The 13,654-nt window shown below is 63.1% G+C and carries 10 protein-coding genes; 2 read left to right on the top strand and 8 right to left on the bottom strand.

Translation table 11 applies throughout. The features are described 5' to 3' along the window. Window positions 1-127 precede the first annotated feature (127 nt). Complete coding sequence (gene dinB / locus LB528_RS28655; RefSeq protein ID WP_224717123.1) at window positions 128-1,213, bottom strand: DNA polymerase IV; 1,086 nt, start codon at window positions 1,211-1,213, stop codon at window positions 128-130. Between the two features lie 56 nt (window positions 1,214-1,269). After that, complete coding sequence (locus LB528_RS28650) at window positions 1,270-1,776, bottom strand: SOS response-associated peptidase family protein (protein ID WP_224717122.1); 507 nt, start codon at window positions 1,774-1,776, stop codon at window positions 1,270-1,272. 59 nt (window positions 1,777-1,835) lie between these two features. On the opposite strand from LB528_RS28650, the gene LB528_RS28645 reads away from it, so the two are divergent. Beyond that, window positions 1,836-2,426: an SOS response-associated peptidase gene (locus tag LB528_RS28645; protein WP_224517505.1), complete on the top strand. Its 591-nt coding sequence runs from the start codon at window positions 1,836-1,838 to the stop codon at window positions 2,424-2,426. A 118-nt stretch (window positions 2,427-2,544) separates the two neighbouring features. On the opposite strand, the gene xth is transcribed toward LB528_RS28645, so the two are convergent. The 6 genes from xth to LB528_RS28615 form a co-directional block, all read right to left on the bottom strand. Then, window positions 2,545-3,348 (bottom strand): exodeoxyribonuclease III, encoded by an 804-nt coding sequence (gene xth / locus LB528_RS28640; RefSeq protein WP_224517503.1) that lies wholly within the window; start codon window positions 3,346-3,348, stop codon window positions 2,545-2,547. Beyond that, window positions 3,345-5,255 carry a DNA ligase D gene (ligD, locus tag LB528_RS28635; protein WP_318011537.1) on the bottom strand — a complete coding sequence of 637 codons (1,911 nt, stop codon included), beginning with the start codon at window positions 5,253-5,255 and terminating at the stop codon, window positions 3,345-3,347. Before ligD ends, xth begins: the two co-directional genes overlap by 4 nt. 49 nt (window positions 5,256-5,304) lie before the next feature. Further along, a complete protein-coding gene (locus LB528_RS28630; protein WP_224517500.1) occupies window positions 5,305-5,490 on the bottom strand; it encodes a DUF3606 domain-containing protein in 186 nt (61 codons plus the stop codon). Between the two features lie 97 nt (window positions 5,491-5,587). Then, entirely contained in the window at window positions 5,588-8,857 is a 3,270-nt protein-coding gene (locus LB528_RS28625; protein ID WP_224517497.1) for an error-prone DNA polymerase, read from the bottom strand. Next, window positions 8,854-10,374, bottom strand: a complete 1,521-nt coding sequence (locus LB528_RS28620; protein WP_224517495.1) for a Y-family DNA polymerase — start codon at window positions 10,372-10,374, stop codon at window positions 8,854-8,856. The genes LB528_RS28625 and LB528_RS28620 overlap by 4 nt, the downstream gene beginning before the upstream one ends. Further along, window positions 10,289-11,023: an ImuA family protein gene (locus LB528_RS28615; protein WP_411962281.1), complete on the bottom strand. Its 735-nt coding sequence runs from the start codon at window positions 11,021-11,023 to the stop codon at window positions 10,289-10,291. Before LB528_RS28615 ends, LB528_RS28620 begins: the two co-directional genes overlap by 86 nt. A gap of 389 nt (window positions 11,024-11,412) precedes the next feature. On the opposite strand from LB528_RS28615, the gene LB528_RS28610 reads away from it, so the two are divergent. Beyond that, window positions 11,413-13,551, top strand: coding sequence for a type I restriction enzyme HsdR N-terminal domain-containing protein (locus LB528_RS28610; protein ID WP_224582852.1), 2,139 nt, complete (start codon window positions 11,413-11,415; stop codon window positions 13,549-13,551). Window positions 13,552-13,654: the final 103 nt, after the last annotated feature.

Here is a 13,654-nt window from a genome sequence, read left to right as displayed (position 1 = left end):
CTTCCCCTTTGCTTCGCACGGCCAAGCCCCCGACAAGCATGACGTCGAAACCTTCCAGATAACTCGCGAAATCGACCCCACGCGGGTTGATGCGCAGACCCGGGACAGATTTCGTTTGCGCGGCATCCTAAAGTTCGAACCGAAGTTGCCGCTGTTCCGGCGGCCACACACCGCTTAGCGATGAAAGCGTGATGCCCAACAGCCGGATTCCCTTCTGTACCGGAAACACCGACCTCAGGAGATCGGCTGCGAGAGGTTCGAAGTCAGAGAACTCGATTGGCACCGACACGGTGCGACTGCGCGTGATCTGCTGGAAATCGGCAAATTTGACCTTCAGCGTGATCGTCCGGCCGCGGATGCCCTTGCCTTCACAGTGTCCCCAGACCTTGGCTATCAGCGGCCTAAGTTCGGCGATTGCTGCAGCGAGCTCCAAGATGTCGGCTGCGAAGGTATCCTCGGCGCCGATCGATTTGCGCGGCCGATCCGGCTCGACCGCGCGTTCGTCGATGGCGCGCGCGATCTGATAGTACCAGAGTCCTGACTTGCCGAAATGCTGCTGCAGGAAGGCAAGCGAGCGGTCCTTGAGATCGGCGCCGGTCTTAATGCCCAGCGCCTCCATCTTGGCGGCCGTCGCGGGCCCCACGCCATGAAATTTCTTGACTGGCAAGGTCTGCACGAAGGCCGGGCCGTGGCGGGGCGTGATGACGAACTGGCCGTTTGGCTTGTTCTGGTCGGACGCCATCTTGGCGAGGAACTTGTTGTATGAGATGCCGGCGGAAGCGGTGAGACCGGTCACCAGCACGATCTTAGCCCTGATCATCGCGGCGATCGTCGTGGCAGACGAAATGTTGAGCCTGTTCTGCGTCACGTCGAGATAAGCCTCGTCGAGCGAGAGCGGTTCGATGAGATCGGTATGCTCGGCGAACACCTCGCGGATCTGGGCCGAGACGGACCGGTAGACGTCGAAGCGGGGCGGCACGAAGACCAGCTCGGGGCATTTGCGCTTTGCCGTGACGGAAGGCATCGCGGAGCGAACGCCGAAGGCGCGGGCCTCGTAGCTTGCGGCAGCCACCACGCCGCGCGCAGCAGCACCGCCAACAGCAAGCGGCCTGCCGCGCAGGGCCGGATTGTCGCGCTGTTCGACCGACGCGTAGAACGCATCCATGTCGACATGTATGATCTTGCGCTGGTCGGCGCTGCGGTCAGGGGCCATATGCCTGAAATGCACTTCGCCAGGATATGTGCTTCGTGCTACCGGATCTACAGCTCTCAGATCGCAAATTCAGCCTGTGCGCGCCCCTGATGGAGACGCGAAATCCGAAAACTGTCCCGAGGAAGGGGACGGAGCACTTCGTGTTCGGGACGCGTCATGTCCAGCCACGCCGAGCGCTGGTCTCGGCGCAGCACTGCCATCTGGCGATCATGGTAAGGCGCGATGTCGTCGTTGGCCTGGATCGTGAGGATTGCGTAGGCTTCCGGCCAATCGCGCGTCGCCGGCCGCCAGATGCCAGCGAAATAGAACCAGTCACTATTGGCGAGGCGAAAGCTATAGTTCTTCCCCTGACTTCGGTGCCGGAATTCAGACGCCGGCACGAGGCAGCGATGGCTCGGGAACGATCGGTCCTCCGCGCGCACCACAGTGAAAGGGCCCCCCCCTGGTTCCTTCGGTTGGAGTCCCCACGGCAGCTTGAGCATCTCAACATCGCCGCCGTAGCGTCTTATGATGACGCGGGGTTCGTCGAGCGGGCTGTCGGAATCGAAAACTGTTGCGCTCATAGCAAAAGAACATAACAGGAACGAAGCCGCCGCGCAATACCGCAGAGTTAAGGTGAGACATGTGCAATGATTATCGGCTGATGGTGGATGTCGCCTCGATCGTGGAGGACTTCGCCGATCTCAAGATCAAGATACGCTACAGTGAAGGAGCGCCGAACATCCAGGCGCGCGAGGACATCAAGATAACCGACATCGGGCCGATCATCCGCCCGGTCGATGGCGCGAGCAGCGAGGGTGATCTTGTTCAGCGCCGGTGGAGCTGGCCTGGACCGAACAAGAGGCCGGTCTACAACTTCCGCTCGGACGGTCGCGAGTTCGCCTCGAACCGCTGCCTGATACCAGCCGATGGTTTTTACGAATTCACCGAGCCGACAGAGAAGGGCAAGAAGCGCAAGGACAAGTGGCTCTTCACCAAGCGCGACGAGCCGATCTTCTGCATCGCCGGGATCTGGCGCGAGACCAATGATGTCGGGGAGGCGTTCACTATGCTCACGATGGAACCCGGTCCGGACATCGCCCCATATCACGATCGGCAGATCGTGATCCTGGAGCGCAAGGATTGGGCGAGCTGGCTTGATCCCTCGGTCTCCGCCAAATCCCTGATCAAGCCGCTTCAGGCGGGGACGCTGGTCGTGGAGCAGGTCGGGTGATGCGAGGAGCGCGCTGCTGAATGCCGTCGCGATTTGGGGTAGGCCCGTCGGCGCCGCAGCTATGCGGCGGAAGGTTTCATCATTGGCGAGCAACCAACGCCCTGGGCTGCTTCGTTCGTTAGGCCTTCGAACGGCCGCGAGGGAGTGCCTTTTCAGAGAGATCGATCCAGACCGGCGCGTGATCACTGCTCCTTTCCCAGCCGCGCACCTCGACGTCGACCTGGGCGTCGATCAGCCGCTTCTTGAGTGACGGGCTCAGCAGAAGGTGGTCGATACGCAGACCTGCGTTGCGGCCGAAGGCGTTGCGGAAATAATCCCAGAACGTGTAGATCTTCTCACCGGGATGACGCACGCGCAGCGCGTCGGTCCAGCCTTGTTTGAGCAGCGTCGCGTAGGCGGCGCGCGCCTCCGGCGCGAACAGAGCATCGTCCAGCCAGCGCTCCGGCTTGTAGACATCGAGTTCGGTCGGCATGACGTTGAAATCGCCTGCCAGCACCACCGGCTGTTTGGACGCGACGAGTTCGGCTGCGTGGTCGATGAGGCGGTCGAACCAACGCAGCTTATAATCGAATTTCGGGCCGGGCCTTGGATTCCCATTGGGAAGATAAAGGCATCCGATCAGGATGCCGTTGACTGCTGCTTCGATGTAGCGGCTATGGCTGTCGTCGGGGTCGCCGGGGAGGCTGCGCCGCGTTTCGTGGATGTTGCCGACCCGGCTCAGGATCGCGACGCCGTTCCAGCTTTTCTGGCCATGCCAGACCACGTCATAGCCGAGGTCGCGGATCGGCCCTTCCGGGAACTTCTCCTGCGGCGCCTTGAGTTCCTGGAGACAGGCAATGTCCGGCGCTGCCCCTTCTAGCCAGCGCAGCAGCACCGACAAGCGGCCGTTGACGCCGTTGACGTTGTAGGTCGCGATCCTCATGGCTTCATGAGGTCCGGCAGGAACTGATCGGCCCGGCCCCAACCCGCGAGGGCTTTCGATGTGGCGCGCTTGTTCAACTCGGGCGCGTCGCCGACGTGGAAATGAGAGGGCGCATCGATTGTCTTCATCTCCGCCCAGGTGACGGGTGCTGCGACCGGGGCGCCCGGCCGCGACCTGGCGCTATAAGGCATGATTGCCGTCGCGCCGCGCTGGTTGCGCAGATAGTCGACGAAGATCCGCCCCTTGCGTTTGGCCTTCGACAACACGGCTGTGAAGTGGGCCGGGTCGCTCTGCGCGACCGCCTGAGCAAGCCCGGAGGCGAAGGCCTTCACCTCAGGCCATTCAGCTCGCGGCGTGAGCGGCGCGATGACATGCACGCCCTTGCCGCCCGTCAGCATCGGGAAGGTGATCAAGCCAATGGATCTCAGTATATCCCGGAACTGGAATGCGGCAGCGCGAACGGCCTCGAAATCCAGTCCCTCGTCGGGGTCGAGGTCGAACACAAGGCGGTCCGCCTTCTCGACGTCTTCGATGCGCGCTCCCCATCCATGGAACTCGATTGTTCCCATCTGGACACAGGTTAGAAGCCCCTCGGCATCGTCGACGTAAAGGTACGGCTCCTCATGGCCGTCCTTTTCGGTGATCCCGACGTGATGGACCTTGTCGCCGAAGCTGCCGGCGTCGTGCTTCTGAAAAAAACATTTCTTCGCGCGCCCCTGCGGGCAGCGGACAAGGCTGATCGGTCTGCTGGCGGCCCAGGGAAGCATGATCGCGGCAACGTCGGAATAATGATCGGCAAGCTGTCCCTTGGTGATGTTGGATTCGGGGTAGATCACGCGGCCGCGATTGCTGATCGCGACCGCGTTTGTCGCCGGCGGCGGCAGGGCGGCTGTGCGGTGTTCCGTCTCGAGCACGACCGCTTCCGGCTTCTTGTCCTCGCGCAGGCCGAGATAGCTTGGATGGCGCAGTGTTCCTTCATTGGTCATCTCGGTGAAGGCGATCTCGGCGACAAGCCTGGGACGCAGCCAGTGCGCGCCGCGGACCTCCGCGCGCGGCGCCTCGACCGTTGCCGCCTTCTGCTCGAGCGGCGCCATGGTGTTCATGAGCCGGGCCATCCCGGCGGCATCGAAACCGGTCCCGACCTTGCCGGCATAGCGCAGCTTTCCGCCGTCGTGGACGCCGAGGATCAGCGATCGAAACGGGCGATCCTTGTCTGACGGCGTCCAGCCGACGAGCACGAATTCCTGACGCTTGATGCACTTGATCTTCAACCAGCTTCCATCGCGGGCGCCGACATAGTGCGAATCCGCCAGCTTCGAGATAACCCCCTCGAGGCCGGCGTAGCAGAAGCGATTCAGCAACTCTTCCCCGCGGCCCTGGATGTGGTCGGAGTAGCGAAGGATGGGGCTCTTCGCCGGCAGGATCGTCCCCAGTTTCTCCTTGCGCTGCAGGAGCGGAAGCCTGGTCAGATCTTCCCCGTCGAGCTGGAGCAGGTCGAAGGCATAAAAATCGATGCTCGCGGGAGCGCCCTTCAACGCGTTCTGCAGCGCCTGGAAACTGGATCGGCCCTCGGTATCCATGACAACCGCCTCTCCGTCGATCAGAGCGGAGCCAGCCTTGAGCTCGCGTGCTTCCGCCAAAATGGACGGAAAGCGGTCGGACCAATCCAGGCCGGAGCGCGTATAGGCGCGCGCCTCGACGCCGCCCACGGCGACGAGAATGCGGTAGCCATCGTATTTCATTTCGTGGATCCAGCGATCGCCGGCGGGAACAGTGTCCACCAGTTTTGCAAGCTGGACCGGGCGGAACGCGGGCGGCGCGAACTTGGCTGCGCCGCGCGAGGCTGGCTTCGCAAGGGGAGTTGAAGATCCTTTGATTGTGGGCCGACGCAAAGCTGACTTGCTCACCTGACGTGACTCAAACAAAACCCAACTGCCGCCATTCGCAATCCGCAGCCTATTTCTTCAGTTTCTCCGCGGCGGCATTGAGCTTGTCTCGGTCGTTGCCGACCCGCTCGATCAGGGCTTCGGCCTGCTCTTTGCTGATACCGTGCTTGCGGGCGAAATAATTGACCTCATACCCTTCGCCGCGGGAGACTTGCCGACGGTCTGCGGCGCCTCGCTTCGATTTGTTGTCTGCCATTGTCGTCTCCCTTGTTTCATAGGTGTGCGGTCACGACGTTCGACCTGTAACGCGTTGGGTCGTCTTGCGATCCTGAGCCGGGCAAGAAATTGGCGTTTTACCTGAAATCCCGCGTCTTGACCTTGATGTTGTCGATGTGGAGGTCGGGTATGTAGATGTCGCGGCTGCGTAGCCCCTTGGGCGGCAGCTCGCGCGGATCGGGTCCCGAGCCGCCATTGCGCACCTGGTCGCCGCGCCCGTGCGGCACGGGAAAGCTGCCCTCGCGTTCGCCGACGCTGGCGAGCTCGGCTGACAGATCCCTGATCTTGCGAGCCACGAGGTGGACCACTTCGCCCTCGCGCTGGATCCGGCCCTTTACCGCGATCATGCCCGCCGACAGAACCGTGCGCCGGTGCTGCTCGAACACTTTCGGCCAGACGACGAGGTTTGCGATCCCGGTCTCGTCCTCAAGGGTGATGAACATCACGCCCTTGGCCGAGCCCGGGCGCTGCCGCACGAGCACTATGCCTGCCGTTTCCAGCCAGCGGCCGTCGCGCGTCTCCATCGCCTCGGAGCAGGAAACAATGCGGCGACGGCGAAGGTCGTCGCGCAGAAACGAGATCGGATGGCTGCGCAGCGTCAGGCCGATATGGCGGTAGTCTTCCACGACCTCGCCGCCGGCCGTCATCGGCCGAAGCGCCACCGCCGGTTCGTTGATCTCGGGCACCAGCTCCACTTCACGGGCCGATGCGGCCGCAAACAGGGGCAGGGGCTCGTCGCGCAGCGCCTTGATCGCCCAAAGCGCCTCGCGCCGCCCGAGACCAAGTGCTGGCCGGAACGCGTCCGCCTCGGCGAGCTGGACAAGTGCTGCCTGCGGCACGCCAGCACGCCGCCACAGATCGTCGACGGAGGCGAAGGGCTGGTCGGCGCGCGTGGCGATGATCGTGCTTGCATGGGCATTTGCCAGACCGCGCACCATGCGCAACCCGAGCCGGACGGCAAAGCGGCCGTCGGCGAGAGGCTCCAGGGTGCAGTCCCAGCGCGAGGCGTTGACGCAGGCCGGTCGGATCTCGACTCCATGCGCAGCCGCATCGCGCACGATCTGCGCCGGCGCGTAGAAGCCCATTGGCTGGCTGTTCAACAGCGCCCCGCAGAAGACGTCGGGATGCCAGCATTTGAGCCAGGCCGAGGCATAGGCGATCAGCGCGAAGGAAGCGGCGTGGCTCTCAGGAAAACCATAGGAGCCGAAGCCTTCGAGCTGCTTGAAGGTCTGCTCGGCGAAGGCGCGCTCGTAGCCATTGTCCACCATCCCGTCGATCAGCTTCGTCTTGAAGGACGAAACGCCGCCGGTAAACTTGAACGTTGCCATCGATTTGCGAAGCATGTCCGCTTCGCCGGGCGTGAAGCCCGCGCATTCGATGGCAACCCGCATCGCCTGCTCCTGGAACAGCGGCACGCCGAGCGTCTTGCCAAGCACCTTCTCGAGCTCGGGCCTTGGGTAATGCACCGGCTCGATGCCTTCCCGGCGGCGCAGATAGGGGTGGACCATGTCGCCCTGGATCGGCCCGGGGCGCACGATCGCGACCTGCACTACGAGATCGTAGAAGGTCCTTGGCTTCAGCCGCGGCAGCATCGACATCTGCGCCCGGCTCTCGATCTGGAAGGTGCCGAGCGTATCGGCTTTCCTGATCATGGCGTAGGTGCGCGGATCCTCCGCCGGGATGGTGGCAAGGTCGAGCCGGATGTCCTTGCACTCGGCGAGGAGATCGAGGCCCTTCTTCATGCAGGTCAGCATGCCGAGCGCCAGCACGTCGACCTTCATGAATTTGAGCGCGTCGATATCGTCCTTGTCCCATTCGATCACCTGCCGGTCCTTCATGCTCGCCGGTTCGATGGGCACCAGATCGTCGAGACGGTCATTGGTGAGCACGAAGCCGCCCGGGTGCTGGCTGAGGTGCCGCGGCGCGCCGATCAACTGCCGCGCGAGGTCGAGCGTCAGTCGCAGGCGGCGATCAGCAAGGTTGAGATTGAGTTCCTCGACATGCCGCTCCTCCACGCCCTCCTCGGACCAGCCCCAGACCTGGCCGGAGAGCGTCCGGATGAGATCCTCCGGCAGGCCGAGCGCCTTGCCGATGTCGCGCAGCGCCCCCTTGGTGCGGTAGCGCACCACCGTGGAACACAGCGCCGCGTGGTCGCGTCCATAGGTGTCGAACACCCACTGCATGACGATCTCGCGCCGTTCATGCTCGAAATCGACGTCGATGTCGGGCGGCTCGCGACGCTCCTCGGAGACGAAACGCTCGAACAGAAGGTCGTTGCGGCCGGGATCGATCGAGGTGATGCCGAGCACGTAGCAGACCGCCGAATTGGCGGCGGAGCCGCGGCCCTGGCAAAGGATGTCCTTCGAGCGCGCGAAACGCACGATCGCGTTCACGGTCAGGAAATAGGGTGCATAGTCGAGCTTATCGATCAGCCGCAATTCGTGGCGCAGCGAGTGTGCGACACTGTCCGGCACGCCTTCCGGGTAGCGCGTCGCGGCGCCCTGCCATGTCAGTTTTTCGAGCGCCTGCTGCGGTGTCAGCGAAGGGTCGTCGCGCTCCTCTGGATATTGGTAAGCAAGCTCGCCGAGAGAGAACCGGCAGCGCTCGGCGATCTCCATCGTGCGCGCCAGCGCTTCCGGGTAGCGTGCAAAAAGCCGGTGCATTTCCTGAGGCGGCTTGAGGTAACGGTCGGCATGCCGCTCGCGGCGTTCGCCGAGCGCGTCGACGGTGACATTGTGCCGGATTGCGGTGACGACGTCCTGCAGGATGCGGCGGCCCGGCTCATGGAAGAGCACGTCGTTGGTGACGACGCTCGGCACCTTCATCTTGAGGGCAAGCGTGGCCAGGTCGTGGATGCGAAGCTGGTCGTTGGGCCGGCGCCTGAGCGTCAGCGCCATATAGGCGCGATCGCCGAATGCCTGGCGCAGATGTCTCAGGCGCAGCGCCAGGGTCTCATCGGCCATCTCGGGCAGGAGCACGGCGATGAGGCCTTCGCCATAGGCGACGACATCGCTCCATTCGAGATGGCATTTCGCCTTTCCGGCCCGGGCCTTGCCGAGCGAGAGCAGTCGGCACAGCCGGGAATAGGCGCCGCGGTCGGTCGGATAGGCGAGCAGCGACATGCCGTCGGTGAGGTCGAGGCGGCAACCGACGATCAGGCGCACGCCGGTGGTCCTGGCGGCCTCATGGGCGCGGACAACGCCGGCGAGACTGTTGCGGTCGGCGACGGCGAGCGCCTCGATACCGAGAAGTGCCGCCTGCGAAAACAGCTCATCGGCCGAGGAGGCGCCGCGCAGGAAGCTGAAATGCGAGGTGACCTGCAGCTCGGCATAGCGGACGCCGTTCATCCGAAGATCCCATGCAGAAACCACTGGTGCGAGCCCGTTGCCGCATCCTCGCCGTCGCCGGCGCGGTAGAGCCAGTAGCGCTCGCCGGCGTCGTCCTCGACCCGGAAATAATCGCGCACCGCCACCAGCTCGGCGTCGCGCTTCCACCATTCGCCGAAGACCCGTTCCGGACCGTCCGCGCGCCTCACGCGCCGGCGCACCCCGCGCCAGGTGAAGGAGACCGGTGGATGGTCGGGCAACAGCGCCACCGTCTCGACGGGGTCCGGCTGCGGCAGCAGGCGGGCGGGCCGCGGCCAGTGGCCGGGCCAGCCCGCGCCGGTGTCGGCGGCCATCGCCGGGATCTTGCTTACCGAACGCTCCGGCACGTCGCTGGCGACAGGCGCAAGCCGGTAGACGGCGCGCTCGCCGACGCGGTTCATCAGCGTATCGATGAGGTCGGACACATCCGGCACGGTTTCCTCGACGAGGGAGCTCACGGCCTGGCTGCGCTCCAGGGGTTCGGCCGCCGTCGCGGCCAGGATCATCATCTCGATGCCGAAGCCGGGCGCGATGTTCTCGAGCTTGTCGCAAAGCAGCCGGGTGAGCTGTTTGGCGTCCCGGACGGGCATCGCCATGCCGACACGGACCGCCTGGGCCTGATTGTCGACGCGATGGCAGATGAGATCGAGCCGGCGCGCGCCGAGGCCCCGCTGCTCCATCAGCTTGCAGAGCTGGGCCACGAGCTTGCCAATGTAGCGCGCTATTGTCTCGGCCGCGCCGATCGGCTCGGGGAAGGCACGGCGGACTTCGACGATGTCCGGCGGGCGGACCGGGTCGATCGGCGCGGCTGTGTTGCCAAGAGCTTGATCGATGCGGCGGCCGATCTCCGGGCCGAAGCGCAGGGCAAGTGGTGCGCGCGGCTGTTTCAGGAGATCGCCGATGCATTGGAAGCCGAGCCTGCGCAGTTCGGCCGCCGTGGAAGGCGCGATCCGCAGTGCCTCGAGCGCCAGCGGTTCCACAATGGATTGGCCGTGGCGGGGTGGCGTGATGAAAATTTCTTGGCGGCCATACCGTGCCAGAGCATGCGCCGCGCCCCAGCTGTCCGCGATCGCCGCACGGGCGACGATGCCGGACATGGCAAGACGCCCGACCATGCCCCCGAGCATGGCGGCCTCGCCCCCATGGAGATGGTCGGCGCCTGTCGTGTCGATGACGATCCCGTCGGGCGGATCGGGCGCGACGATCGGCGCAAATCGGAGCATCCAGACGGCGAGCCGCTCGAGCGCCTCGGCGTCCGCTTCTTGGTCGGCGTCCTGGATCGCTATGTCCGGCACCAGCACCTGTGCCTTCGTCACCGGCATGCCGGGCCGCAGGCCGGCGGCGAGTGCTGCGGCATCGGCGGCGAGCACCACGCGCCGGTTTTTTTCGCGACCGATCAGGACGAGCGGGGCCTCAGCCGGCGGCGCTGCGTTGCCGGCCTTGCGCCGCACCCTGTCGGTTGGCCAGGTCGGCAGGAACAGCGAGACGACCCGTGCCATCGCACGCCTCCAATTCGAAATCGGCACTTTCACCCGCGCGGGCGCGGATCAATTCGACGAGCCAGCGGTGCCGGCCGACACCGGGCACGGGCAGCGGCGCCGAGGGCAGGACCGAGATGCGCCAGCGGGTCATGGCGGCCGTCGGCTGGCCGAAATCGGCCGCCTCCGTCTGCCGCCGCCATCTTCGCAGCGCGATCCCGATCGTGTGGGCTTCTTCGGCAGCGAGCTGCAGCCGCCTCGAGGCTGTCATGGTCAGGCGCGCGACTTCACCGACGACCGCGCCCAGGCCGCCATGCCGGATGCCTTCTTCCATGCAAGCGAGGATTGTCTTGTCGTCGCCGGCCTCGACATAGATGACGCGATCCGGCTTCAGGCCGGCCTGCGCCAGCGCCGGAGCGAACAGGTCGGGCCGGGTGATGCACCACAAGACCTTGCCGCGCGTGCGCGCGGCCACACCGCCCGCGAACAGCGCCGCGGCCGCTCCATCGATGGCTCCATTGCCACCGCCCGCGATTTCATGCAGCGCGCCAAGCGCCAATCCGCCGCCCGGAAGTCGTGCGTCCAGATCGGCGATCCCGAAAGGAAGCACCGATCTGGCGGGTCGGCGCCGACCCTCGATCTTTTCGATCCGTGCGCGCAAGTCGTCTATGGCGGGCTCCTGCCGCAAGATGGTCGTTGACCTCCATGAAAGGGTATATGAGCATGTTCTCTATTTGTTCTACGATTGGGCGGTGGGAGTCAAGTGGGGACGCGCCGGCCGCTCGGTCTGTATTCGCGCCGCCGCTTGCGAAATAACATGCAGCTTCCACGCAACCCAAACGGCAGCTATGCGCCTCATTTCGGCCATTCCAGGTGCCATCGGAAGTCGCCAAATGCGGACGTAGGATTTAGCTCCGCTTAGGCTGGCATGAGGAACACTATCGACGGTACGCTCGTCATGAGTTGCGGTGGAGGCTGGGAACTGGCATCGCTTGACTTGCACATGCGCAGGCGGCCAGAAGCAGGCTGGCTTATGTTAGGGGTTTGGATCGAAACGAAATGACGCTCGACATCAGGGGAAGCATCAAGAACACCAAGCTCAGCTTGAACCAATACGTGGTCTTTGAAGAACTTATCGCCAATGCGATCGATGCCTATCTCATTCGGCGAGCGAGCGACCAATCCGCGCCGGACATGAATATTACAATCGAAGTCGATTTCTTGCGTGCAGACTTGCTCGAGGATCGCGAACTGATGAACGTGTCGTGCGGCGACAACGGATGCGGTCTCGGCGACGACCAACTCAAGGCCTTCCTGACAAAGGATACGTCCTACAAGGATGATCTCTCCATCTCTGGCATCGGAAAATGCAAGGGCGCGGGACGTATCCAGTTCTTCCATCATTTCGCAGCAATGACGATCACCAGTACCTACCGGGACGGCGACGCTCTTCTGAAGCGCGTGTTTCGGTATTGCGAACCGCAGAAGCAAATCGAGGCTGATGATTTTACCACGGTGCCGGTCGCTGAAGCCGACATCGGGACCGTCATCCGGCTTGAGCAATTCAAAGAGGCGGTTCGCCCGCGCATATCCCACGGCGAGGCCCTCAGCACCCTCTTCTCGGCGCCGGCGCTGAAAAAGCAGATGCTCGTCGCTTTCCTGCAGCGGCTCGTCGGACTCAGTGAACAGCTGGGCAATTTCGAGATTCGGTTCACCACACGGCACTGGAAGGACGACCAAGCGAAGATCGAAGTGCTACGGCTCGCAGACCTGCCGGCAGTCACTGCCGAGCGTGTTATTGATGTCGAAGAGCGTGATCCTGCCTCAGGGGACCGTCTCGGCACGCGGCAAACATTCAACCTCTCCCACTATCAGCTCGATGCCGAACAGTATGATCTTCCGCGCAACGCCATCGCCTTCTGTGCCAAGTCCACGCCTGTGAAGGACATCACGGGTCACTACCTCAGGACGCGTACCGAGCAAAACAACCCGGTGGGCGGTTTCCATCATATCGTGCTGATCGAGGCTGACTATCTGGACGCACGCGTCAACGAGCAGCGTGACGACTTCGACAATATTCCCGACGAGATTCCGAGCGGCGATATGTTTTCGTCGGAAAAATTGTCCTACGCCGACATTCATGAGGCGCTCGATCCGGTCATCGACGAGATGGTCACTCCTGCCGACTGGAAGAAGGAGGCGGTGCTCAAGGAGGCCACCCTCCAGTTCGGCATCAGCGAAGCGATGCTACAGGATACCAAGACCAGGATCGTGTACGGCGAATCCGCCCAGTCGGTCGCTGAACGCGTGTTGAGCAAATACCAGAAGGCCGTCATCGACGAGACTGCCGCGATCTTCAGCCTCAAGGAGGAGATCATGGCAGCCGAGCCGGACTCCGACGAGTTCCGCCAGAAGATCCATGAGCTTTCCTGGAAATATACGTCATCGCTCAAGAACTTCGACATGGCCAACCTGTCGCAGCTAATCGTGCGTCGCGCCGCGATCGTCGATATCCTCGATCTCGCCTGCGGCCAGCGGCTTGCCATGCAGGCGGCCGCCGACGGCATCAGACGCAAGGATGAGCAGATCATCCACAGCATCTTTTTCCCGATGCGCAAGGACAGCACCGAAACGACTGATCACGATATCTGGTTGCTGAGCGAAGAGTACCAATATTATGACTATATCGCGTCGGACTTGCCGCTCGCGAACATCAAATGGAACGATGACACCAGTGTATTCGAAAGTGATATCGATGAGGCACTTCGAAAAATTCTTGCGAAACGCACGAGTGACAACGGGGGCAAGCGTCCCGACATCGCGGTGTTCAGCAAGGAGGGCTCGGCGATCATCGTCGAATTCAAGGCGCCTGGTGTTTCCACTGATGAGCATATCGGCGATCTTTCTGAATATGCTCAGCTGCTTGCGGCGAAATCCGGCGGCAAACTTAGAAAATTCTATGGCTATCTGATCGGCGATAGCGTCAATACGCTGCGTCTGAGCGGGAACTGGACGCCGTTCCCGACCGGCAAGGGCTGGTTTCAATCAAGCGAACTGAAGGATCCCGAGACGCGACAATCGCTGGGCGAGACCTATTTCGAGATACTGCATTTCAGTGATGTGATCGACCGCGCCAAAAAACGCATTGGCGTCTACCAGGAGAAACTCAAACTGGACTTCCGTCGCAACAACATTTGAACTGCGACCGCGCCCGTTGGATACGCCTAGTCTCTCATGTTCCCTGTCAAGATTGAAGGCAAGAAGGCTCGCCTGCTTGGCAGGTTTGCCATGCAGTCGGATC

It is taken from the genome of Mesorhizobium sp. CA4 (genome assembly GCF_020165075.1).
In the GTDB taxonomy this organism is placed as follows: Bacteria; Pseudomonadota; Alphaproteobacteria; order Rhizobiales; family Rhizobiaceae; genus Mesorhizobium.
The sequence above is the reverse complement of the archived record's forward strand: the minus strand, read 5'-3'. Positions and strand labels throughout refer to the sequence as shown.

Bases quoted from the DNA above. Each gene is read 5' to 3' on its own strand.
- dinB (WP_224717123.1), bottom strand. From the start codon at position 1,213: ATGGCCCCTGACCGCAGCGCCGACCAGCGCAAGATCATACATGTCGAC.
- LB528_RS28650 (WP_224717122.1), bottom strand. From the start codon at position 1,776: ATGAGCGCAACAGTTTTCGATTCCGACAGCCCGCTCGACGAACCCCGC.
- LB528_RS28645 (WP_224517505.1), top strand. From the start codon at position 1,836: ATGTGCAATGATTATCGGCTGATGGTGGATGTCGCCTCGATCGTGGAG.
- xth (WP_224517503.1), bottom strand. From the start codon at position 3,348: ATGAGGATCGCGACCTACAACGTCAACGGCGTCAACGGCCGCTTGTCG.
- LB528_RS28630 (WP_224517500.1), bottom strand. From the start codon at position 5,490: ATGGCAGACAACAAATCGAAGCGAGGCGCCGCAGACCGTCGGCAAGTC.
- LB528_RS28625 (WP_224517497.1), bottom strand. From the start codon at position 8,857: ATGAACGGCGTCCGCTATGCCGAGCTGCAGGTCACCTCGCATTTCAGC.
- LB528_RS28620 (WP_224517495.1), bottom strand. From the start codon at position 10,374: ATGGCACGGGTCGTCTCGCTGTTCCTGCCGACCTGGCCAACCGACAGG.
- LB528_RS28610 (WP_224582852.1), top strand. From the start codon at position 11,413: ATGACGCTCGACATCAGGGGAAGCATCAAGAACACCAAGCTCAGCTTG.